Raw genomic sequence first — 21,179 nt, forward strand, 5'->3', positions numbered from 1 at the left:
TCTCATGAAAAGGCTCAGCGGGGCACGGCGACCCATTGGTCGTCGAGCCGGTGGATGGTGATGCGGTGGTCAAACACGCGGGCCAGGGCCTCCTGGGTGGCGGGGTCGTTGCAGTTGCCGTGGTGCACCACCCGGCCGGCGGCCATGACGACCATGTCGTCGGCCTGCAGCGCGATCGAGGTTTCGTGCAGCACGCTGATCACGGTCTGCCCCGCGGCCACCAGCGCGCGCACCAGCAGCAGCCAGTCGGCCTGGTGCGGCGGGTCCAGGTTGGCCAGCGGCTCGTCCATCAGCAGCACCCGGGCCTGCACCGCCAGCGCCCGGGCCAGCAGCACGCGCTGGCGCTCACCGCCCGACAGCTGGCCCAGCGGGCGCTCCCGCCAGTCCCAGGCCTGGCAGGCGCGCAGCGCCTGCTCCACCGCGGCGCGGTCGGCGGCCGATGGCGTGGCCAGCCAGGGCTGGTGCGGCAGGCGGCCCAGCATGGCCACGTCCCACACCGTCAGGTCGTCCGAGCCGCCTTCGTTCTGCCCCAGCCAGGACATCTGCTGGGCCCGCTCGCGGCCACGCAGCGTGGCCAGCGCCTGCCCCATCAGTTGAACCTCGCCGGTGAAGGGCAACAGCCCGGCCAGCACCTTGAGCAAAGTGGACTTGCCCGCGCCATTGGGGCCGACGATGCTGGTCCAGCAGCCGGCACCCAGCGCCAGGTCGATGCCGTGCAATACCTCGGTATTTCCGAGGCTGGCCCGCACCCCGCGGGCACCCAGTGCTATGGAATGTGGAGCAAGCGCCGGCCCGGTGTTCACAGCAAGCCTCCGCGGCCGCCGGTGCGCCTGTGCATCAGCCAGAGCAGGTAGCTGCCGCCCAGCACGGCCGTGAGCACGCCCACGGGCAGCTCCTGTGGTGCGATGAGCCAGCGGGCCAGCACATCGGCCGCCATCAGCAGCAGGCCGCCCATCAGCGCGCTGAGCACGATCAGCCGGCCGTGGGTGGTCTTGACGATGGAACGCACCAGGTGCGGCGCGGCCAGCCCCACAAAGGCAATCAACCCGGCCTGCGCCACCGCCGTGCCGGTGGCCAGCGCCAGCACCGCCACCAGCGCGGCGCGCAGCGGCGCCAGCGGCAGGCCCAGGCTGTGGGCGGTGGCCTCGCCCAGCGTGAGGCCGTCCAGCACCTGGCTCAGTGCCCAGGCCACGGCCAGCGCGGGCAGCAGCATGCCGGCCATGATGGCGCAGGCCGTCCAGCCCACAAAGCCGGTGCTGCCCAGCATGAAGGCCTGCATGGCCTGCAGGATGTCGGGCACGGCAATGGTGATCAGGTCCTTGGCGGCGCTGAGCACCACGCCCACGATCACGCCGGCCAGCAGCAGGCGCAGCGTGTGCTGCACACCGCGCGCCAGCGCCAGTGTGAGCATCACGCCGGCCACCGCGCCGGCAAACGCGGCGCCCGTCAAGCCCAGCCTGGCCAGCCACTGCGTGGTGAACGGCGAGCCGCCAAACAGCGCCAGCGCCAGCGCCACGCCCAGCGAGGCGCCCGAGGCGCTGCCCAGCAAGAACGGGTCGGCCAGCGGGTTGCGGAACAAGCCCTGCGCCACCGCGCCCGCCAGCCCGAGCAGCGCGCCGGCCAGCCAGGCGCCCAGGGTGCGCGGCACGCGGATGTCCCAGATGATCTGCCAGGCCACGGGGTCCTGGCGGGCCCGCAGCACGCTGTCAAACCCGGTGCTGCCCACGCCCGCGCCGACCAGCAGCGCCGCGCCACTGGCCAGCAGCAGCGCCAGGGCCAGCAGCATCGCCTTGCGGTGGATGTGGGGCATGCCGTGCTTGCCTTTCACCGCGTGGCCGAGGTCAGGCAACGGGCCATGAGCCGCGCGGCCTCGGCCATGCGCGGGCCGGGGCGCACCAGCACATCGGCCTGCTCGGCCGTGAACACGCACAGCCGCTTCTCGCGGATGGCACGGATGCCCGCCCAGCCCGGTCGCAGCGCCAGGTCGGCCGAATTGCGCTCGCTGATCATGATCACATCGGGGTTGGCGCGCACCACGTACTCGGGGTTGATCTTGGGGAACGGGCCCAGCTCGCGCGCGATGATGTTGCCCGCGCCCAGGCGCGTGAGCAGTTCGCCGATGAACGAACTTTGCCCCGCGGCATACGGCCCCCGGCTGGCCTCAAAGTACACCCGCACGCCGCGCGCCGAAGGCGGTAGCGACTGCGCGGCCGCCGACACGCCGGCGTCGATGGTGCGCCAGATGCGCTGCGCATCGGGCACCTCAAGCACCTGGCCAATCTTTCCAAGCACGCGCTGAATGTCGGCGGCCGTCTTGGGCTCCAGCGCCACCACCTTGAGCCCCAGGGCTTCCAGCCGCTCGATGCCGCGCGACGAAATGGCCGCCAGCACCACATCGGGCCTGAGCGCCACGATGGCCTCCACATTGGGGTCGATGCCGCCGCCCACCTGGGGCAGCTTGCGCACCTCGGCCGGAAAGTTGGAGTAGCGGTCCACGCCCACCAGCCGCTGGCACTGGCCGAGCTCGCACACGGTCTCGGTCAGCGAGGGCAGCAGCGTGACCACGCGTTGCGGCGTGCGCGCGAGCGTGACGGTCACGCCGCGGTCGTCGGTGACCTGCAGCGCCTGCGCGCTCACGGTCGTCCACAGCAGCAGGGTCAGCCAGAACAATTTCATTCAGGACTCTTGAGGGTGAGTGGCAGGCCCGCCGCCATCAGCGTGACGCGGTCGCACACCGCTGCCACCTGCTGGTTGAGCCGGCCCAGCGCGTCCACAAAGGCCCGCACCTCGCGCCCCATGGGGATCACGCCCAGGCCGATCTCGTTGCTGACCAGCACCACGGGGCCGGTGGACTGTTGAAGTGCTATCAAAAAGCTAGCTGAAAGTGGCCGCCCGTCCTGGACTCCAGCCCTGTTTGACTCCAAAACGCCGGAATCGGGCACGCCAGCAGCCGGCATCAGCTGGTGGGTCAGCCATAGCGTGAGGCAATCGACCACCACCAGCGTCTGCGGCCGGCTGTGCCGCGCCAGCGCCTCGGCCAGGGCCAGCGGTTCTTCCACCGTCTGCATGCCGGGCAGGCGCTGCGCGCGGTCACGCTGGTGGCGCGCAATGCGTTCGCGCATCTCGTCGTCCCAGGCCTGGGCGGTGGCGATGAACACCGCGCCGTGCGCCGGCGACCGCGCGAGCCACTGGGCCGCCAGCGTTTCCGCGCGTGCCGACTTGCCGCTGCGCTGGCCGCCCAGGATCAGTTCACGCATGCTGCTGCGCCCATTGGGTGACGATGCGATGCAACTGCGCCACGCCATCGGTCAACGCGGCGGGACCGGGTTGCAGGATGTCGGCGGACTTGATCTCGAAAAGCTGGCCGTTCTTGACCGCGCTCACGTCCTGCCAGCCCGCGCGCGCCGCCACCTTCTCGGGCCGGAACTTCTTGCCGCACCACGAGCCGATGATGATGTCGGGGTTGCGCCGCACAATCTCGGCGCCGTCGGCAATGATGCGGTTCTTGCCCAGGCTCTGCGTGGCCAGCTCGGGAAAGATGTCGTCGCCGCCCGCGATGCCCGTGAGCTGCGACACCCACTGGATGGCGCTGATGTGCGGCTCGTCCCACTCTTCGAAAAACACCTTCGGGCGGCGCGGCAGCGCACGGGCCGCGGCCTGCATCTCGCCCAGGCGCGCGCGCATGTCCTGAAGCAGGGCCAGGCCCCGGTCGGCCTGCCCCACCATGGCCGCCACCTGGTACAGCATGGAAAAAATCTCGTCCACGCCGCGCTGGTTGAACACCGTGACCTGCACACCGTGGCGGATCAGCTCGGCCGCGATGTCGGCCTGCAGGTCGGAGAAGCCGAACACGCAGTCGGGCCGCAGCGCGAGGATCTTGTCGATCTTCGCGCTGAGGAAGGCGCTGACCCTGGGTTTCTCTTCACGCGCGCGGCGCGGCCGCACCGTGTAGCCCGAGATGCCCACGATGCGCGCCTCTTCGCCCAGCAGGTACAGCCACTCCGTCGTCTCCTCGGTCAGGCAGACGATGCGTTGGGGGCCCTGAATCAGGAAGCTCATGTTCCTATTTTGGCTGCCAGCGAAGAGTGACGAACACACCCCGCCCCGGCTGGTTGTAGCCGCGCACCGTCTGGTAGTCGCGGTCGCCCACGTTGCGCAGGCTGGCCGCGAGCGACCAGTCCTTGGCGATGGCGTAGTCGGCATACAGGTCCACCGTGGTGTAGCCCGCGATCCGGAAGGTGTTGGCCGCGTCGTCAAAGCGCTCGCCGGCATGAACCACCGAGGTGCCGAACTTCCAGGGGCCGGTGGCGTAGTCCAGCGACAGCGTGACCTGTTGGTCGCTGCGGCGCGGCAGCTTGCGTCCGGTGACCTCGTTGCGCGGCGAAAGCGAATCCACAGACGCCCGCACGCCCAGCGCGCCCACGCTGCCGTCGTAGCCCAGCGTCCAGCCCTTGATGCGTGCCTGGGGCACGTTGGCCGGCAACGGGCCGCTGGGGATGAAACCACGGATCCTGTTGTCATAGCGCACCAGCTTGACGGTGTGGCCATTGGCGCTCCAGGTCACGCCCAGGTCGGTGTTCTTGCCCTTCTCGGGCTGCAGCGTCGGCGTGCCAAAACCGGGGTAGTACAGCTGGTTGAATGAGGGCGCCACAAAGCTGGTGCCGTGCGAGGCATGCACGCGCCACTGCGGTGTAATCTGGTAGCCGTAGCCGGCGAAACCGGTCGTGGCGTTGCCGAACTGCGAGTTGCGGTCGCGCCGCAGGTTGACCTGCCAGCTGTGCGGGCCGGCCTCGCCATTCAGGCCGGCAAAGGCCGAGGTGATGCTGCGGTCGGTCACCGCGTAGGCGGTGGAGCCCTCCACTTTCTGAGCCAGCCGCTCGACGCCAAACAGCGCCACGCCCAGCGGCGTGTCCACATCGTTTTGCCAGAACAGCTGGTTCTGCGTGCTGATGAAGTCGCTGGGCAGAAAGCTGGCCACGGTGGCGTTGGAGATGTCCCGGCTCTGCGAGGCCTGCAACTGCGTCTTCCAGCCGGGCGCGAACTTGCCGATCAGCGCGGCGCGCAGGGTCTGGGCCCGCACGTTGTTCTGGGTGTCGCGGCCCGGGCCATCGTCGTAATGCGACACGCCGTCGGAGTACAGCAGGCCGCCGTCCAGCTTCCAGTCGGGTGTGAGCTGCCAGGCGGCGCCAGCGTTGATCGATTGCTGCTTGAAAGGGTCGCGGTCAGGGTTGTAGTTGTTGAACGGCACCGACGGGTTGGTGCTGGAAAAGCTCTTGTCGTCCAGTGCCTGCACGCCCAGCGAGTAGCTGACGGCGCCCTGCCCGCCCGAAAAGCCGGCGCCCGCCTGCTTGTAGGAATCGGAGCCCAGCGCCACCTGGGCATAGGGGTGAAAGCCTTCGCGGCCCTTGCGGGTGAAGATCTGGATGACACCGCCCACGCCGTCACTGCCGTACAGCGACGAGCCCGGGCCCTTGAGCACCTCGATGCGCTCGATCGCGTCCAGCGGCAGGTTCTCCCACACCGGTGTGCCGGAGGTGGCCGAGCCGTAGCGCACGCCGTCAATCAGCAGGATGGTGTGGCGCGCCTCGGTGCCGCGGGTGTAGACGCTGCTCACCTTGCCGCGGCCGCCGTTGGAGCTGAACTGCAGGCCCGCGGCGCGCGTCAGCACTTCCGGCAAGGTGCGGCCGGCGAGTTTTTCGATGTCGGCGCGCTCGATCACAACGACCTCGCTCACCAGGCTGTCGGCCCGTGTGGGCGTGCGGGTGGCGGTGATCACCGTTTCATGGAGCGCGGGCGGGGCCGCGGGCCGGGTTTGGGCCAATGAAGAAGATGCGGCGGCCAGAGGCAGCAGGGCCAAAGGCGCGCAACGGGTGCGAAAGTTCATGAGAGTTCAAACAGGCAAAAGCTCTCACCGGCTTCCCCGCCGGTGCATGAGCGTCACAGCCGCGCGCAGGCGCGCAGCCACCTTGTTGGCCGGTATCCGGGCTGACAGAACAACCGCCATCGCCTTCCCAGACGCCTGTTCGACGCGCCCAGTGGCTTGAGAGATGGAGGCAGGGCCCGAAGGCCCGTCTGCTTACCGTTGCGGGGGCAGCGCAGGTTAGGCTGACCACCGCACGCATGTGATGACCGACCCTCCTGCTTCCCGTTGAACTGCGGCATGTGAACCACACCGCGAGCACCAACAGCGACATTTTAGGGTTGAAATCTGTCACAAACCCTACAATCAGTCGCTGTATGGCCAGCACTGCCCAAATCGACCAGATCGCGGAACGCGTGGAGCGGCTGCTGGTGCGCTATGAAGAACTCCAGCGCACCAACGCGCTGCTGACCGAACAGGTCGAAGCGCTCACCCATGAGCGCGATTCACTCAAGTCGCGTCTTTCGGCCGCCCGCGCGCGTGTCGATGCCCTGCTTGAACGCCTGCCCGAAATCCGGAACGCCGCCTGATGAAGCAGCTTGAAGTGCAGATCATGGGCCAGAGCTACCTGCTGGGTTGCCCCGAGGGCGGCGACAGCCGCTTGCTGGAAGCGGTCGAGAAGGTCGACACTGCCATGTGCAAGATCCGCGACGCGGGCAAGGTCAAGGCCCGCGACCGCATTGCCGTACTGGCCGCGCTGAACCTGGCGTTTGACGTGGCCGAGCGGCCCGCCCAGCCCGCGTTCCAGGCCTCGGGCTTTGCCAACTCCGAATTCCCCGGCAATGGCCACGAGTCCGATGCCTCGCCTGATGCCCGACTGGCCAGCCTGCTGCAGCGGCTGGACCAGGCCCTGGGAACTGACGGCCGCCTGCTCTGACTTGGTGTGGCGTGCGCTGCACGCTGCAACATGGTTTTGCAGTGCGTGTGGGGACCGAAGCGCCTACAATGCAAAGCGTCTGCAGTGCATGCTGGGCTTTATATTTCCTTGAACCAATGCTCATAGAGCCCGGGCCTGGAACATCCCCTGGTGAGCGTGATCATCTCGCGTCAGATGAACCCAACGCCAGGTTGACCTAGCCCACCTGAACCCCGGTTCAGGATGCCGGTCCGGTGGCACTTGCAGACACCTTTTCTTCCCCCCACCCGGCACCCCTCCCCATGACGCTTGAACCGCTTCTGATCCTCGAACTCGCCCTGCTGGGCGTTGGCACCGGCTTTCTCGCGGGCCTGCTGGGCATCGGCGGCGGGATGATGATGGTGCCCTTCATCACCATCATCATGTCGTCACGCGGCGTGGGGCCGGATCTGGCGGTCAAGATGGCCATTGCCACCTCCATGGCCACCATCATGTTCACTTCGCTGTCCAGCGTGCGCGCCCACCACAAGCGCGGCGCGGTGCGCTGGGACATCGTGCGCAACCTGTCGCCGGGCATCGTGATCGGCAGCCTGGTCAGCAGCCTGGGCGTGTTCGCGCTGCTCAAGGGCAGCTACCTGGCCATCGTGTTCGGCCTGTTCGTGGGCTTCTCGGCCACGCAGATGTTCCTGAACAAGAAGCCGGCGGCCACGCGCCAGCTGCCTGGCACGGCCGGCCAGCTGGGCGCGGGCGGCGCCATCGGTTTTCTGTCGGGCCTGGTCGGCGCGGGCGGCGGCTTCATCAGCGTGCCCTTCATGAGCTGGTGCAACGTGGCCATGCACAACGCGGTGGCCACGTCGGCCGCACTGGGTTTCCCGATTGCGGTGACCAATGTGGTGGGCTATGTGATCAGCGGCCACAACGTGCAGAACCTGCCGCCGCACTCCTTTGGCTACATCTGGCTGCCGGCGCTGGCCGTGATTGCCGTGGCCAGCTTCCTCACGGCACCGCTGGGCGCAAGGGCCGCGCACGCGCTGCCGGTCAGCAAGCTCAAGCGCATCTTCGCCAGCATCCTGTACCTGCTGGCGGCCTACATGCTGTGGAAGGGCCTGCGCGGGTAGGCCGCGGCCGTGGCGCTGGCGCGCTACAGCGGGCCGGCTTGCCCGATCACGCCGGCCTCGAGCAGTGCATCGATCTCGGCATCGCTGCAGCCGTATTCTTTCAACAGCTCGCGCGTGTGCTCGCCCAGCAGGGGCGCTGGCCGGGTAACCTGCGTCGGCGTGGCCGAGAAGTGCACCGGGCAGCCCACGGCACGCGTGGGCCCCGCCTGCGGGTGCACCAGGTCCACGACCATGCCCCGAGCCAGCGTCTGCGGATGCGTGAGCGCCTCGCCAATGCTGTGCACCGGCCCCACCGGCACACCGGCCGCGTCAAACGCGGCTGTCCATTCGGCGCGGGTGCGTGTGACCAGCACGGCGTTCATCGCCTCCACCAGCGGCGCCAGGTGGGCCATGCGGTCGCTGTTGGTGGCGTAGCGCGGGTCGTCCCGCCATTCCGGATGGCCGAGCACCTCGGCAATGCGTTCCCAGTTGGCCTGGTTGGCGCCGCCAATGTTGATCCAGCCGTCACTGGCCTTGAAGGCCTGATAAGGCGCCGTGAGCAAATGGGCCGACCCCGTGGGCCGGGGTGAGTTGCCCGTCGCAAAGAACACCGCCGCATGCCAGCAGGTCTGCTGCAGCGCCGCGTCCATCAGCGAGGTGTCAACGATCTGCCCCTGCCCGGTCTTGAGCTTGTGCACATACGCTGCAATCACGCCCGTGGCGGCGAGCACACCGGCGTTCATGTCGGACACCGGGTTGCCGGTCTTCACCGGCGGGCCATCGGGCTCGCCGGTGACCGACATCAGCCCCGAGAAGCCCTGCGCGATCAGGTCGAAGCCGCCCTTGTCGGCATAAGGCCCGGTGCGGCCGTAGCCCGAGATGCTGCAGCAGATCAGGCCGGGGTTGGCCGCCAGCAGGGCGTCAAAGCCCAGACCCAGCTTTTCCAGCGTACCGCCACGGAAATTTTCAACGATGACGTCGGCCTGCCGCGCCATGCGCAGCAACACCTCACGGCCTTGCGCCAGCTTGAGGTTGAGGGCCAGGCCGCGCTTGTTGCGGTTCATGATCATGAACGGCGCCGACACGCCATTGACGCGCGGGTCCCGGTAGCCGCGGGAGTCGTCGCCGCCGGGCAGCTTCTCGATCTTGACCACGTCGGCGCCCATGTCGGCGAGCATCATGGTGCAGGTCGGGCCTGCCATGATCTGCGTCAGGTCAAGCACACGCATGCCGGCCAGGGGGCCGGTGTGGGTTGGCGGATTTTTCGTCGGCGTGGTCATGAATTTCAGATGCCTTTCCAGGCCGCAGGCCGCTTGGCCACGAAGGCCGACACCCCTTCGCGAAAATCAGCGCTGCCATAGCAGCGACGGATCAGGTCTTCGCCCTCGGGCAACGCATGGGTGGCAAGCCGCCGCAGCCCCTCCTTGGAAACGGCCTGTGTCACGGGCGCCAGCGAGGCAAGCCGCTCGCACAGGCGCGCGGCGGTGGCTTCCAGGTCGGCTGCGGCGCACACCGCGGTGAGGTAGCCGCTGGCCAGCAGCTCATCGGCTGGCAGCAGTTCGGCCAGCAACAGCATGCGCTTGACCCGGGGCGCGCCGAATGCGCCAACCAGCCGGGCCAAGTTGCCGACCGACAGGCAGTTGCCCAGGGTTTTGGCAATGGGCACACCAAAGCGCGCGCCCGCCGTGGCAACGCGGAAATCACAGGCCGTGGCGATGGCCAGCCCGCCCCCAATGGCCCAGCCTTCGACCAGCGCGACCGTGGGCATGGGCAGGGCTTCAAGCAGCGCCATGCAGTGGTCGATCTGGCGCTCGTAGGCCACGCCATCGTCACCGCTGGCGAAGCTCTGGAACTGCGCAATGTCGGTGCCCGCCACAAAAGCCTCGCCGCCGGCGCCGCGAAAAGTCACCACGCGCACGCTGGCATCCGCCTGCAGCTGCGCGCAGATGGCCAACAGGCGCTCGTACATGGCCCAGGTCATGGCATTGCGCGCCTCGGGCCGGTCAAAGACCACCGAAGCAATCGGGCCCTCGATCCGCAGATGGACTGTGCCTTCGCTCATCGTGCGCTACCGGTAGAACAGCTGCACCAGGCCCATCCCGGTGACCGGCACATACGTCACGAGCAGCAACACAGCGACCAGCACGCCGATGAACCAAATGTTGACCTTGCTCACGTCCCACACCGAGGCTTTGGCAATCGAGCTGGCCACCATCAGCACACTGGCCACGGGCGGCGTCTGCTGGCCAATGCCCAGGTTGATGGTGACGATCAGGCCAAAGTGCACCGGGTCGATGCCCACGGAGCGCACCAGCGGCATCACGATGGGAATCACCAGGATGATGGCCGCCGCCGAGTGCAGGAACATGCCCAGGAACAGGAACAGCACATTGAGCAGCGCCAGCACCACCCACTTGTTGGAGGTGAAATCCGACACTGCCTTGGCCAGTGCCTGCGGCGCCTGCACCTCGGTCAGGTAGGTGCCCAGCAACGCGCTGGTGGCCACCAGCAACATGACCACGGCCGTCTGCACGCCGCCTTCCATGACCGCCGCACGCAGATGCTTGAGGTCCAGCTCCCGGTACACCACCAGGCCGATGAAAAGCGCCGCCAGCACGGCCAGTGCGGCGCCTTCGGTGGCCGTGACCACGCCGCCGAAGATGCCACCCAGGATGATGATGGGCAGCGCAAAGGCCCACAGCGCCTCGCGCCCGGTCTTGCCCACGCGCCGGATCGAGAAGGCCTCGTCGCGCGGCAGGTTGTAGCGGCGCGCCAGGAAGCTGGCCACGGCCATGAGACCGATGGCGCCCAGAATGCCGGGCACGATGCCGGCCACGAACATCTGCACCACCGAGGTCTCGGCCATCACGGCGTAAAGAATCATCGGGATCGAGGGCGGGATGATCACGGCCAGCGTGGCCGACGACGACATCACGGCGGCCGCGAATGGGCCCGGATAGCCCTTGGCCTTCATGCCCGGGATCAGGATCGAGCCCAGCGCCGCTACATCAGCAACGGCCGAGCCCGAGATTTCGGCGAAGAACAGCGACGAGCCGATCGACACATGGGCCAGCCCGCCACGCACCCAGCCAAACAGCGAGGACGCAAACGCCACCAGCCGCCGCGAGATGCCCGAGGCATTCATGATGGCGCCGGCCAGGATGAACAGCGGAATGGCCAGCAGCGGAAAGTTGGTGGCGCCGTTGTAGACCACCAGCGCCACGTTGGGCAGGGAGTCCAGGCCATGGCTGGCCAGCATGGCCGCCACGGCCACGATGCCCAGCGAAACGGCAATCGGAATGTTCACAAGCACCAGCGCCAGGACGGCGCCGAACAGGATCAGCATGGTGGCCATGGGGGTTCCTGGAATTTCAGTGCAGGCCGTCAGACAGCGCAGTGGCGCCACCGGCCGCAGGCTGGGGACTGAGCAGGTCGATGAAGTACATCACTTCAGCGAGCAGGATCAAGGCGGAGGAAATCGGAATCACCGATTGCACGACGTTCATGGGCACCCAGGGCAGGCTGACCATCGAGTCGCCGGACAGGACCGGCATGATGGTCACGCCCACCCAGCCCAGCAGCGCAAAGAAGCCGATCACCAGCACCTGGCCCAGCAAACCGGCAAGGCGGCGCCCGCCGGGCGGCAACTGGTCGACCAGCTCGGGGCACCCGATGTGCGCGCGCTTGACCGAGGCCAGCGCCGAGCCGTAGAACGTGAGCCAGGCCAGCAGCACCGAAGCCACTTCGTCATACCAGACCAGGGAGTGTCCCAGCGTGCGAAACACGATGCCCAGGGTGACCTCCAGGAACAGGATGGCCATGAGCGCCATGACCACCCACTCCAGGAAAAGTCCGTACCGTTCGCGAAATCGCTGCATGGCTTACTTGCCCAGGGCCACGGCCTTGTCGATCAGCGGCTTGGCGCCGGCGACGTCCTGGCCAAACTCGTCATAGATGGGCTTGCTGGCGGCGATGAACGCGTCCTTGTCCACCTCATTGACCTGCATGCCGCTTTGCTTGAGCTTGGCCAGCAGTTCGGTTTCCTGCTGCACAGCCGTGGCATAGACATAGGCCTGCGTCTCGCGCGCCGTGTCTTCCAGCACCTTGCGCACATCGGCGGGCAGCGTGCCGTAGCGGCGCGAGCCCACCACCAGGTAGGCCGGCGTGTAGACGTGGCCCGACAGCGAGAGGTACTTCTGCACTTCCTGCAGCTTGGCCGAGTAGATCTGTGTGAACGGGTTTTCCTGGCCGTCCATCACCCCGGTCTGCAGCGCGGTGAACAGTTCGGAGAACTTCATCGGGCTCGGGTTGGCGCCGTAGGTCTGGAACATCTTCACGCGCCACTTGCCTTCGGGCACCCGCAGCTTGATGCCGCCCAGGTCGGCCGGCACCTTGATGGGTTTCTTGTTGTTGGTGATGTGGCGGTAGCCGTTTTCCCAGACAGCCAGCACCTTGAGGCCCTTCTTTTCGGTCTCGGGCGCGATGCTGGGCCAGAACACCTCTTTCTCGATCTTCGCCATGTGGGCCCGGTCCTTGACGATGTAGGGCATCTCGAAAATGCCGAACAGGTCCACCTCGGAGGTCATCACGGTCGAAGGAAGAGCCATGTCGATGGTGCCCAGCTTGAGCTTCTGGATCATCTCCTTGTCGCCGCCCAGCTGGCTGGAGCCGTAGGTCACGATCTTCACCTTGCCGGCCAGTTTGGCGTTGACGCGTTTGGCGTACTCGTCGGCGCTGGCCTGGAACAGCGAGCCTGGTTCGCCGACATGCCCCAGCTTGAGTTCGGTCTGCGCCAGCGCCACGCCCTGGCTGGCCAGTGCGAGCCCGAAGGCAGCCACAGAAATGCCGGCCAGCGAGCGCAACCGTGCGCCTGTGGCGGCGGAAATGAAGTGAGCTTTCATGATGTCTCCTTATAGGTTGTGTCCGTGGTTGGCGACAGGCCACACGACCGGACAGCGCGTGGCGTGATTTCCGGGTTTCAGGCTGCCTTGAGCAACGGCAGCGCCACAGGGTGGGCTGCAAAATAATCCATGGCTGCCTGCACCGCCGAGCCCGCGAGCCGCACGCCCGAGAGCTTGAGCCCCATCTCGCAGCCCGCGAGCGCCGCGAGCAGGGTCAGGTCATTGCAGTCGCCCAGGTGGCCAATGCGGAACATGCGGCCCCTGACCCGCCCCAGGCCGGTGCCCAGCGAGCAGTCAAAGCGCTCGTAGATGAGCTTGCGCACGGCATCGGCGTCCACCCCCTCGGGCATGATCACACCGGTGAGCACGGGGGAATAAACAGCCGCATCAGCGCACTGGATCTCAAGCCCCCAGGCCCGGACGCCGGCGCGCACGCCCTCACCCCAGCGCCGGTGCCGCGCGAACACCGCTTCAAGACCACCGGGCTGGCCCAACAGCATGTCGCAGGCCTCGCTCAGGCCGTACAACAGGTTGGTATTGGGCGTGTAGGGCCAGTAGCCGCCCTTGTTCATCTCGACAATTTCGTCCCAGGCCCAGAAGGCCTTGGGCAGGGTCGCCGCCTTGCTGGCCTCGATGGCCCTGGGCGACAGCGCATTGAAGCTCATGCCCGGCGGCAGCATCAGGCCTTTCTGCGACCCGCTCACCGTCACGTCCACGCCCCATTCGTCATGGCGGTAGTCGGCGCTGGCCAGGCCCGAAATGCTGTCCACCAGCAGCAGCGCCGGGTGGCCGGCCGCGTCGATGGCGCGGCGCACCGCGGCAATGTCGCTGGTCACGCCGGTGGAGGTCTCGTTGTGGACCACGCACACCGCCTTGATCTGCTGCTGGCCGTCGGCCTTGAGCCGCGCCTCGATCAACTCCGGCTGCACCCCACGGCGCCAGCTGGCGGGCACGCCGTGCTCCGCGCCAGGCAGCGCCAGGAACTCGGGCTTGACACCCAGGCGGGTCGCCATCTTGTGCCACAGCGACGCAAAGTGTCCGGTCTCGTACATCAGGACGGCATCGCCCGGGCTCAGCACATTGCTCAGCGCCGCTTCCCAGGCACCGGTGCCCGACGCCGGATAGATCACCACCGGGTGCCGCGTCTGGAAGATTTTCTGGATGTCGGCCAGCACCTTGAGTCCGAGCGCGCCGAACTCGGGGCCGCGGTGATCGATGGTCGGCAGGCTCATGGCCCGCAGGATGCGGTCCGGCACGGGCGAAGGGCCAGGAATCTGGAGAAAGTGCCGCCCCGTGGGATGGTAGTCAAGCGTCAACATGTCAAAGGCTTTCAGATCAACGAGCATCATTTTTTGCATACAAAATTCATTTGTCAACCCGGATTACCCAGGCTCGCAGCTCATTCATCAATGTAAATTCCAGAAAATCCTTCCGGTACGGTTTTGACAGCTAAACAATTTGCATACAAAATTGCCATATGACCGCAGACATCATCTCGATCCCGCGCACCGCGCTGCATGAACAGGTGGCCAATCGGCTGCGCCAGATGCTGGTGGAAAGCCGCATTGCCCCGGGTGCCAAACTCAACGAGCGTGAACTCAGCGAGGTGCTCAGTGTGTCCCGCACGCCCCTGCGTGAAGCCATCAAGATGCTGGCCGCCGAAGGCCTGGTGGAACTGCTGCCCAACCGGGGCGCCATTGCCGTGGAGCTCACCGAGAGCGACGTTCTCAACACCTTCGAGGTCATGGCCGGGCTGGAAGGCCAGTCCGGTGAACTGGCGGCGCAACGCATCACCGACGCCGAACTGGCCGAGATCAAGGCCATGCAGTTCGAGATGATGGCCGCCTGGACCCGGCGCGACCTGTCCAACTACTACCGGCTCAACGCGCAGATCCACAGCGCGATCAACGCCGCCGCCAAGAACCCGGTGCTGACCGCCACCTACCGGCAGGTCAATGCCCGCCTGCAGGCCCTGCGCTTTCGCTCCAACCAGGACGAGGACAAGTGGCGGCGTGCCGTCAAGGAGCATGAACAGATGGTCGAAGCCCTGGCGGCGCGCGACGCCGCCGGCATGCGCCAGGTGCTGGTGGCGCACCTGGAGCACAAGCGTGACGTGGTGGTGGAGCAACTGCGCCGCGAAGCACCCGCGGCGCTGCGCGAGGGCGCCTGAGATGAACGCCCCGCTCCCCCTGGCCGTCACACGCGACAACGCCGGCGCAGCCTACGACGCGGTCTCGCATGCGAGCAACGAAGTCGCGGGCCGGCTGGCGGCCCGCCTGGGCAGCGAAACACAGGGCGAGGTGTTGTTCTCGCCCGCGGACCGCGGGCGCTACGCCACCGATGCCTCGATCTACCAGGTCATGCCGGTCGGGGTGTTCGTGCCCAAAAGTGCCGACGACGTCCAGCTCGCCATCGACATCTGCCGCGACCTCAAGGTGCCGGTGGTGCCGCGCGGCGGCGGCACCAGCCAGTGCGGCCAGACCGTGGGGGCCGGGCTGGTGATCGACTGCTCCAGGCACGTGCGCAACATCCTGAGCTTTGACGCCGCGGCGCGCACGGCCGTGGTGGAGCCTGGCATGGTGCTGGACCATCTCAACGCCGCCCTGAAGAAGCTGGGCCTCTGGTTCCCCGTTGACGTGTCCACCAGCGCGCAGGCCACGCTGGGGGGCATGGCCGGCAACAACTCGTGTGGCAGCCGCAGCATCGCCTGGGGCAACATGGTGCACAACGTGCTCGGCGCACAGGCCTGGACCTCCGACGGCGCGCTGCACCGGTTCGAACGCTACGAGGACTGCACCGGGCATGCACGTGACCTGGGCCGCTGGGTGCGCGACCTGGCGATGAACCTGCGCCCCGAGATCGAGCGCCAATGGCCCAAGGTGCTGCGCCGGGTGGCCGGCTACAACCTGGACATCTTCCACAACCAGAGCGAGAAGCCCTACACCCGCGATGGCTCCGTCAATCTGGCCCACCTGCTGGTGGGCAGCGAGGGCACGCTGGCCGTCACGCGCTCGCTCACGCTTCAGCTGGCCGAGTTGCCCAAGGCCAAGGTGCTCGGGGTGGTGAACTTTCCCACCTTCTACCAGGCCATGGACTCGGCGCAGCACATCGTCAGGCTGGGTGACGGCACACTGACCGCGGTGGAGCTGGTCGACCGCACGATGATCGAGCTGTCATTGCAGAACCCCGCCTTCGCGCCCATCATCCGCACCGCCGTGATCGGCCAGCCCGATGCGGTTCTGCTGGTGGAGTTTTCCGGCGCCGACAGGGCCGCGCTGGTGCGCCAGCTGGACCGGCTGGTCGAGCTGATGGGCGACCTCGGCCTGCCCGGCTCGGTGGTGCGCATGACCGACGAGGTGCCGCAGAAAAACCTCTGGGAAGTCCGAAAGGCCGGGCTCAACATCATGATGAGCCTCAAGGGCGACGGCAAGCCCGTGAGCTTCATCGAGGATTGCGCGGTGCCGCTTCAGCACCTGGCCGAATACACCGACGCGCTGACCCAGGTGTTCCGCCGTCACGGCAGCAAGGGCACCTGGTACGCCCATGCGTCCGTCGGCACGCTGCATGTGCGGCCGATCCTGGACATGCGCCAGGACGGCCCCCAGGGCGGCGCCAGCAAGATGCGCGCGATCGCCGAGGAAGCCGCGGCCCTGGTGCGCAAGTACAAGGGCGCGTACAGCGGTGAGCACGGCGACGGCCTGTGCCGCGGCGAATGGATCGGCTGGCAGTTCGGGCCAAAAATCAATGAGGCCTTCAGCGAGATCAAGACCTTCTTCGACCCGATCAACCTGTTCAGCCCCCAGCGCATCATCGACCCGCCACGCATGGACGACACGCGGCTGATGCGCTTCCCGCCGAGCTACCGGGTGATTCCGCTCACACCCGCGCTCGACTGGAGCGCCTGGAACGTGCAGAACGACCCCGTGACCGAGCGCACCACCGCCCCGGGCACCGGTGGCGATCCGGCCCAGGGCTTTGCCAAGGCCGTGGAGATGTGCAACAACAACGGGCACTGCCGCAAATTCGACACCGGCACCATGTGCCCCAGCTACCGCGTGACACGCGACGAGAAGCACCTGACCCGCGGCCGCGCCAACACCTTGCGGCTGGCCCTGTCCGGCCAGCTGGAAGGCATTGGCGCGCAGGACGGCCTGACCAGCGAGGCCGTGCGCGAGGCCATGGACCTGTGCGTGGGCTGCAAGGGCTGCAAGCGCGACTGCCCCACCGGCGTGGACATGGCGAAGATGAAGGTGGAGTTCCTGCACCACTACAAGGCACGCCACGGCCACACGCTGCGGGACAAGGCGGTGGCCTACCTGCCCGAGTACGCGCGCTGGGCCAGCCGGTTTGCGCCCCTGCTCAACCTGCGCAACCGCTGGGGCTGGCTGGCCAGCCTGGGGGAGCAGGTGCTGGGATTCTCGGCCCGGCGCAGCCTGCCGCAATGGCAACGTCGCCATGCCTTCAACGCCAGCGCGCCCGGGGCCACGCGCGAGCAGGTGCTGGCGGCAGCCAGGCCGGTCGTGCTGTTCGTGGACACCTTCAATGGCCACTTCGAGTCCGACAACGTCAGTTCAGCGCTGAAAGTGCTTGGAGCGGCCGGCTACACTGCACACCTTGCTACAAAATCAGGAGCAGACGACGGCGGCCACCTGTGCTGTGGCCGGACCTATCTGGCCACCGGCATGGTGGCCCAGGCCCGCGCCAAAGCCGCTGAGCTGGTCAACGCGCTGCTGCCCTTCGCCGAGCGCGGCATCGCCATCGTCGGGCTTGAGCCATCCTGCCTGCTGACGCTGCGCGACGAAACGCTGGCCATGGGCCTGGGTGCGGCAGCGCAGACCGTGGCTGGCCAGGCCCTGATGCTGGAAGAGTTCCTGGCCCGCGAAGCCCTCGCGGGCCGACTCGATCCCCTCAAGGCCAGCCTGCGGCCCATGACCCAACCGCTGCTGGTGCATGGCCATTGCCACCAGAAGGCCTTTGGCGCAGTCAGCCCCATTCTGGAAGTGCTCAGGCTGATACCGGGCGCCGAGCCGGAACTGATCGAAAGCAGTTGCTGCGGCATGGCCGGCAGCTTTGGCTACGAAGCCAGCCACCATGAGGTGTCCATGCAGATGGCCGAGCTCAGCCTGCTGCCAGCCGTTCGCAAGCAGCCAGACGCCGTGGTGGTGGCCGACGGCACCAGCTGCCGCCACCAGATCCGCGACGGCGCCGGGCGCGATGCCATTCACGTGGCGCAATTGCTCGCGGCACAATTGGGCGCATGAGCCCGCTGATCCGCCCTGCCCTGCCTTCCGACGAAGCCGCCTGGCGCCAACACTGGCGCGGCTACTGCGACTTCTACAACGCCAGCGTGAGCGACGCCGTCACCCAGCACACCTGGACGCGCATCCTGGACCCGGACGCCTCGGTGATGTGCATCGTGGCCGAGCTGCGCGGCACGGTGGTCGGCTTCGCCAACTGCGTGGTGCACCAGAACACCTGGGAGCTGCAGGCCGTGTGTTACCTCGAAGACCTTTACGTGGCGCCCGAGGCCCGCGGTCAGGGGGCGGGCAAGGCCATGATCGAATGGCTGCGCAACGCCATGCGCGCCGAAGGCTGGGCCCGGATCTACTGGGTGACCCACCAGGACAACGCCATTGCCCGCGAGCTGTACGACCAGTTCACGCCAGCCGACGGCTTTGTGCGGTATGTGCTGAAAAGCTGAGCGCTGCGGAGCCAGGCCCCGCGTTCACGAAGGCTCGCGCGCGTAACTCACGGTGAGAATTTCCCACTGGTGGCCATCGGGCTCGTTCCAGTAGATCAAGCGCCCGCCATGGTCAGTGTTGACGGCCATGTCCACCGGGCCGCGCACCGAACTGCGAAACGGGATGCCCCGGGCGCGGATGCGCGCAAGGATGCCGTCAAATGCTTCGGGGCTCACGCGAAAGCAGAAATGCGCCACGGGGAATTCCGTCGCATCGTCAATGAAATCCAGTGTCAGGCCCTGGTTCACATACACCGGCGAAAAAGGGCCTGCGCCGCTCTGCGCCCAGCGGACCCCCAGCAGTTCAGCCAGCAGCCGGGCCGAGGCACGCTGGTCCCGCGCGGACACGATCACATGGTCAAGCTCTATCGACATCGCCACTCTCCCGGTCCCGGGCGGGACCCACGGGAATTCTGCATGGAATCAGGCGTCTGCGGGGACTGTGGCGTGCCGCGCCGCCCTGGTCAATCCGCTACTCGCACCAGACGCCCACGCGCTGCAGCAAATCCATCCAGATCGCCCAGCCTGCAATGCCCACCAGGGCCAGGCCGGCCAGGCGCGTACCCCAGTCCTGGCGCCAGTGATTGGCCCGCTGATGCACCTTCAGCAGCAGCCAGGGCGCAGCCACGATGGACAGGCTGCTGCCTGCGGCAAACATCGCCATGGTCAGCGCCCCTTGCAGGGCGCCACCACTGAGTGCGGCCACCAGAAGGGCCGAGTACAGCAGGCCACAGGGCATCAGCGCCCACAGCGCTCCGGTGGCCAGCAGGCCGCCGGGGGCCTGCGTCAACGGCTGCACGCGCGCCCACAGGGCGCGGCCCGCGCCGTCAGCCCAGGCAGGCTGGCGCGCCAGCACCAGCAGCATCAGGCCCCAGGCCAGCAGCCCCGCATGGAACAGGGTCCACACCGGACGCAGCACCGTGGCCTGGCTGGTGATCCAGGCCAGGCTCTGCATGGCGGTGGCCGCCAGCGCGCCTGCGGCGCCGTAGCCGAGCAGGCGGCCGGCCTGCAGGGTGAAGGTGGCGCTGGCGGCCGACCGGGTGGCCACCGCACGCGCGGCAAGAGGCCCCGCAGGCTGCAGCGCCGCCGGCCCGGATGACAGCCGCACAACGCCCGCACAGGCCGCACCGCACATGGCGGCGCAGTGCACACCGCCGGCCAGGCCCATGGCCAGCCCGGTCAGCGCAAGGGGGATGGACATGGTCGCACCGCTCAGAGAATCCGCGAGAACTTTGCGCGGTTGCGGTCGGCCTGCAGGTAGCGGTCAAACACCATGGCCACCGCACGCACAAAGAACCAGCCGCTGGCGGTCACCTGGATGCCTGCGTCATCCACGGTCACCAGGCCCTGACCGGCCAGTGAACGCAATTGCTCCAGCTCCGCGGCGAAGTAGCTTCGAAAGTCGATCAGCCAGGCCATGTCGATCGACTCGAACAACACCTGCCCCTGGCACATGAGCGCCATGATGACCGCGCGGCGCGCCAGGTCGTCGCGGCTCAACGCCAGGCCGCGAACCACGGGCAGGCGGCCCTGGTCCAGATGGTCGCAGTACTCCTCCATGGTCTTGGCGTTCTGGCTGTAGGTGGCGCCGATGCGGCCGATGGCCGACACGCCCAGGCCAATCAGGTCACAGTCCGGCTGGGTGCTGTAGCCCTGAAAATTCCGGTGCAGCCGGCCCTGGCGCTTGGCCACGGCCAGTGCGTCGCCAGGCAATGCGAAGTGGTCCATGCCCACGTAAACGTAGCCGGCGCTGATGAAGGCCGACAGGGACTGGGACAGCATGTCCACCTTGGCAGCGCCACCCGGCAGCTCGGCCGGCACGATCCGCCTCTGTGGCTTGAAGCGCTCGGGAAGATGGGCGTAGGCATACAGGGCGATCCGGTCAGGCCGCAATTGCTGCACCTGCCTGAGCGTGCGCGCAAACGATTCCGGGGTCTGCCTGGGCAGGCCATAGATCAGGTCAATGTTGACCGACTCAAAGCCAATGGTCCGGGCCTGCGCCATCAGCGCAAACACCTGCTCGGCCGGCTGGACACGATGCACCGCCTTCTGCACTTCAGGGTCAAAGTCCTGCACGCCAAAACTCACCCGGTTGAAACCCATGTCGGCCAGTGCCTGCAGCCGCTTGGCGTCCACGGTGCGCGGGTCCACCTCGATGGAGTACTCGCCTCCCGGCGCGAGCGAGAAGCTGCGGCGCAGCATGGCCATCAGTTCGCCCAGTTCCCCGTCTGACAGGAAGGTGGGCGTGCCGCCTCCCAGATGGAGCTGCGACACCGGCTGGCCCAGGCCGAGTTCGGCCACATGCAGGTCCACTTCGCGGCCTAGGTAACGCAGGTACTCTGCCCCGCGGCTGTGATGACGGGTGATGATCTTGTTGCAGGCGCAGTAGTAGCACAGTGACTCGCAGAACGGGATGTGCACATAGATCGACAGCGGCATGGCGAGCGCGGCCGGGCCCTCGCCGCGCTGGGCCAGCGCCTGGCGGTAGTCGGGAGCGCAAAACGCTTCCACAAAGCGGTCCGCGGTCGGGTAGGAGGTGTACCTGGGGCCGGCAATATCAAACCGGCGCAGCAGCTCGGGCGTGACTGGATTCATGAGCCCGACTGTGCCGCCGCAACCGGCCCGTGCACTTGACCTGGATCAAGCCAGCGCCGGCATCCCGCGG

21 protein-coding genes and 1 riboswitch are annotated in these 21,179 nt (G+C 67.4%); of the genes, 6 read left to right on the top strand and 15 right to left on the bottom strand.

Annotation, left to right across the window (positions count from 1 at the left end; translation table 11 throughout):
* Positions 1–14: 14 nt before the first annotated feature.
* Genes KF796_14665 through KF796_14690 form a run of 6 tightly spaced genes read right to left on the bottom strand, consistent with a single transcriptional unit; the run spans position 15 to position 5,884 of the window.
* The gene (locus tag KF796_14665; GenBank protein ID MBX3587877.1) at positions 15–803 is read right to left on the bottom strand and encodes an ABC transporter ATP-binding protein; all 789 of its coding nucleotides are present in this window, start codon (positions 801–803) and stop codon (positions 15–17) included.
* Complete coding sequence (locus tag KF796_14670; GenBank protein MBX3587878.1) at positions 800–1,810, bottom strand: iron ABC transporter permease; 1,011 nt, start codon at positions 1,808–1,810, stop codon at positions 800–802. Before KF796_14670 ends, KF796_14665 begins: the two co-directional genes overlap by 4 nt.
* Before the next feature lie 14 nt (positions 1,811–1,824).
* Positions 1,825–2,676, bottom strand: coding sequence for an ABC transporter substrate-binding protein (locus KF796_14675; GenBank protein ID MBX3587879.1), 852 nt, complete (start codon positions 2,674–2,676; stop codon positions 1,825–1,827).
* On the bottom strand, positions 2,673–3,257 hold the full coding sequence (cobU, locus tag KF796_14680) for a bifunctional adenosylcobinamide kinase/adenosylcobinamide-phosphate guanylyltransferase (protein MBX3587880.1): 585 nt from the start codon (positions 3,255–3,257) through the stop codon (positions 2,673–2,675). The genes KF796_14675 and cobU overlap by 4 nt, the downstream gene beginning before the upstream one ends.
* Positions 3,250–4,059, bottom strand: coding sequence for an ABC transporter substrate-binding protein (locus KF796_14685; GenBank protein MBX3587881.1), 810 nt, complete (start codon positions 4,057–4,059; stop codon positions 3,250–3,252). The genes cobU and KF796_14685 overlap by 8 nt, the downstream gene beginning before the upstream one ends.
* Positions 4,060–4,063: 4 nt before the next feature.
* Positions 4,064–5,884: a TonB-dependent receptor gene (locus KF796_14690; GenBank protein ID MBX3587882.1), complete on the bottom strand. Its 1,821-nt coding sequence runs from the start codon at positions 5,882–5,884 to the stop codon at positions 4,064–4,066.
* A gap of 69 nt (positions 5,885–5,953) precedes the next feature.
* A riboswitch (cobalamin riboswitch) is annotated at positions 5,954–6,201 on the bottom strand.
* A gap of 36 nt (positions 6,202–6,237) precedes the next feature.
* On the opposite strand from KF796_14690, the gene zapB reads away from it, so the two are divergent.
* The 3 genes from zapB to KF796_14705 all read left to right on the top strand — a co-directional run bounded on the left by zapB (position 6,238) and on the right by KF796_14705 (position 7,894).
* Complete coding sequence (gene zapB / locus KF796_14695) at positions 6,238–6,450, top strand: cell division protein ZapB (GenBank protein MBX3587883.1); 213 nt, start codon at positions 6,238–6,240, stop codon at positions 6,448–6,450.
* On the top strand, positions 6,450–6,797 hold the full coding sequence (locus tag KF796_14700; GenBank protein ID MBX3587884.1) for a cell division protein ZapA: 348 nt from the start codon (positions 6,450–6,452) through the stop codon (positions 6,795–6,797). Before zapB ends, KF796_14700 begins: the two co-directional genes overlap by 1 nt.
* Positions 6,798–7,078: 281 nt before the next feature.
* The gene (locus KF796_14705) at positions 7,079–7,894 is read left to right on the top strand and encodes a sulfite exporter TauE/SafE family protein (protein ID MBX3587885.1); all 816 of its coding nucleotides are present in this window, start codon (positions 7,079–7,081) and stop codon (positions 7,892–7,894) included.
* Positions 7,895–7,917: 23 nt separating this feature from the next.
* On the opposite strand, the gene KF796_14710 is transcribed toward KF796_14705, so the two are convergent.
* The 6 genes from KF796_14710 to KF796_14735 form a co-directional block, all read right to left on the bottom strand.
* Positions 7,918–9,102 (bottom strand): CoA transferase, encoded by a 1,185-nt coding sequence (locus KF796_14710; GenBank protein ID MBX3587886.1) that lies wholly within the window; start codon positions 9,100–9,102, stop codon positions 7,918–7,920.
* Between the two features lie 56 nt (positions 9,103–9,158).
* Positions 9,159–9,935, bottom strand: a complete 777-nt coding sequence (locus KF796_14715) for an enoyl-CoA hydratase/isomerase family protein (protein MBX3587887.1) — start codon at positions 9,933–9,935, stop codon at positions 9,159–9,161.
* A gap of 6 nt (positions 9,936–9,941) precedes the next feature.
* Positions 9,942–11,219 carry a TRAP transporter large permease gene (locus tag KF796_14720; GenBank protein ID MBX3587888.1) on the bottom strand — a complete coding sequence of 426 codons (1,278 nt, stop codon included), beginning with the start codon at positions 11,217–11,219 and terminating at the stop codon, positions 9,942–9,944.
* Positions 11,220–11,244: 25 nt separating this feature from the next.
* Complete coding sequence (locus tag KF796_14725) at positions 11,245–11,751, bottom strand: TRAP transporter small permease (GenBank protein ID MBX3587889.1); 507 nt, start codon at positions 11,749–11,751, stop codon at positions 11,245–11,247.
* Positions 11,752–11,754: 3 nt separating this feature from the next.
* Complete coding sequence (locus KF796_14730; GenBank protein ID MBX3587890.1) at positions 11,755–12,774, bottom strand: TRAP transporter substrate-binding protein; 1,020 nt, start codon at positions 12,772–12,774, stop codon at positions 11,755–11,757.
* A gap of 77 nt (positions 12,775–12,851) precedes the next feature.
* Positions 12,852–14,093 carry an aminotransferase class V-fold PLP-dependent enzyme gene (locus KF796_14735; GenBank protein ID MBX3587891.1) on the bottom strand — a complete coding sequence of 414 codons (1,242 nt, stop codon included), beginning with the start codon at positions 14,091–14,093 and terminating at the stop codon, positions 12,852–12,854.
* A 158-nt stretch (positions 14,094–14,251) separates the two neighbouring features.
* Here KF796_14735 and KF796_14740 point away from each other — a divergent pair, with 158 nt between their 5' ends.
* Genes KF796_14740 through KF796_14750 form a run of 3 tightly spaced genes read left to right on the top strand, consistent with a single transcriptional unit; the run spans position 14,252 to position 18,475 of the window.
* Positions 14,252–14,944 carry a GntR family transcriptional regulator gene (locus KF796_14740; GenBank protein ID MBX3587892.1) on the top strand — a complete coding sequence of 231 codons (693 nt, stop codon included), beginning with the start codon at positions 14,252–14,254 and terminating at the stop codon, positions 14,942–14,944.
* Between the two features lies 1 nt (position 14,945).
* Positions 14,946–18,035 (top strand): FAD-binding protein, encoded by a 3,090-nt coding sequence (locus KF796_14745; protein MBX3587893.1) that lies wholly within the window; start codon positions 14,946–14,948, stop codon positions 18,033–18,035.
* Positions 18,032–18,475 carry a GNAT family N-acetyltransferase gene (locus KF796_14750; GenBank protein MBX3587894.1) on the top strand — a complete coding sequence of 148 codons (444 nt, stop codon included), beginning with the start codon at positions 18,032–18,034 and terminating at the stop codon, positions 18,473–18,475. Before KF796_14745 ends, KF796_14750 begins: the two co-directional genes overlap by 4 nt.
* 24 nt (positions 18,476–18,499) lie before the next feature.
* Here the strand turns inward: KF796_14750 and KF796_14755 are convergent, their stop codons facing one another.
* The 3 genes from KF796_14755 to hemN form a co-directional block, all read right to left on the bottom strand.
* Complete coding sequence (locus KF796_14755; GenBank protein MBX3587895.1) at positions 18,500–18,889, bottom strand: VOC family protein; 390 nt, start codon at positions 18,887–18,889, stop codon at positions 18,500–18,502.
* Positions 18,890–18,986: 97 nt separating this feature from the next.
* Positions 18,987–19,715, bottom strand: coding sequence for a sulfite exporter TauE/SafE family protein (locus tag KF796_14760; GenBank protein MBX3587896.1), 729 nt, complete (start codon positions 19,713–19,715; stop codon positions 18,987–18,989).
* 11 nt (positions 19,716–19,726) lie between these two features.
* Positions 19,727–21,109: an oxygen-independent coproporphyrinogen III oxidase gene (hemN, locus tag KF796_14765; protein ID MBX3587897.1), complete on the bottom strand. Its 1,383-nt coding sequence runs from the start codon at positions 21,107–21,109 to the stop codon at positions 19,727–19,729.
* Between the last annotated feature and the right edge of the window lie 70 nt (positions 21,110–21,179).

The organism is Ramlibacter sp., assembly GCA_019635435.1.
Taxonomy (GTDB): domain Bacteria; phylum Pseudomonadota; class Gammaproteobacteria; order Burkholderiales; family Burkholderiaceae_C; genus JAHBZM01.

Coding starts and splice junctions, on each gene's coding strand:
- KF796_14670 (MBX3587878.1), bottom strand. CDS start 1,810: ATGCCCCACATCCACCGCAAGGCGATGCTGCTGGCCCTGGCGCTGCTG.
- KF796_14675 (MBX3587879.1), bottom strand. CDS start 2,676: ATGAAATTGTTCTGGCTGACCCTGCTGCTGTGGACGACCGTGAGCGCG.
- cobU (MBX3587880.1), bottom strand. CDS start 3,257: ATGCGTGAACTGATCCTGGGCGGCCAGCGCAGCGGCAAGTCGGCACGC.
- KF796_14685 (MBX3587881.1), bottom strand. CDS start 4,059: ATGAGCTTCCTGATTCAGGGCCCCCAACGCATCGTCTGCCTGACCGAG.
- KF796_14690 (MBX3587882.1), bottom strand. CDS start 5,884: ATGAACTTTCGCACCCGTTGCGCGCCTTTGGCCCTGCTGCCTCTGGCC.
- zapB (MBX3587883.1), top strand. CDS start 6,238: ATGGCCAGCACTGCCCAAATCGACCAGATCGCGGAACGCGTGGAGCGG.
- KF796_14700 (MBX3587884.1), top strand. CDS start 6,450: ATGAAGCAGCTTGAAGTGCAGATCATGGGCCAGAGCTACCTGCTGGGT.
- KF796_14705 (MBX3587885.1), top strand. CDS start 7,079: ATGACGCTTGAACCGCTTCTGATCCTCGAACTCGCCCTGCTGGGCGTT.
- KF796_14710 (MBX3587886.1), bottom strand. CDS start 9,102: ATGCGTGTGCTTGACCTGACGCAGATCATGGCAGGCCCGACCTGCACC.
- KF796_14715 (MBX3587887.1), bottom strand. CDS start 9,935: ATGAGCGAAGGCACAGTCCATCTGCGGATCGAGGGCCCGATTGCTTCG.
- KF796_14720 (MBX3587888.1), bottom strand. CDS start 11,219: ATGCTGATCCTGTTCGGCGCCGTCCTGGCGCTGGTGCTTGTGAACATT.
- KF796_14725 (MBX3587889.1), bottom strand. CDS start 11,751: ATGCAGCGATTTCGCGAACGGTACGGACTTTTCCTGGAGTGGGTGGTC.
- KF796_14730 (MBX3587890.1), bottom strand. CDS start 12,774: ATGAAAGCTCACTTCATTTCCGCCGCCACAGGCGCACGGTTGCGCTCG.
- KF796_14735 (MBX3587891.1), bottom strand. CDS start 14,093: ATGTTGACGCTTGACTACCATCCCACGGGGCGGCACTTTCTCCAGATT.
- KF796_14740 (MBX3587892.1), top strand. CDS start 14,252: ATGACCGCAGACATCATCTCGATCCCGCGCACCGCGCTGCATGAACAG.
- KF796_14745 (MBX3587893.1), top strand. CDS start 14,946: ATGAACGCCCCGCTCCCCCTGGCCGTCACACGCGACAACGCCGGCGCA.
- KF796_14750 (MBX3587894.1), top strand. CDS start 18,032: ATGAGCCCGCTGATCCGCCCTGCCCTGCCTTCCGACGAAGCCGCCTGG.
- KF796_14755 (MBX3587895.1), bottom strand. CDS start 18,889: ATGTCGATAGAGCTTGACCATGTGATCGTGTCCGCGCGGGACCAGCGT.
- KF796_14760 (MBX3587896.1), bottom strand. CDS start 19,715: ATGTCCATCCCCCTTGCGCTGACCGGGCTGGCCATGGGCCTGGCCGGC.
- hemN (MBX3587897.1), bottom strand. CDS start 21,109: ATGAATCCAGTCACGCCCGAGCTGCTGCGCCGGTTTGATATTGCCGGC.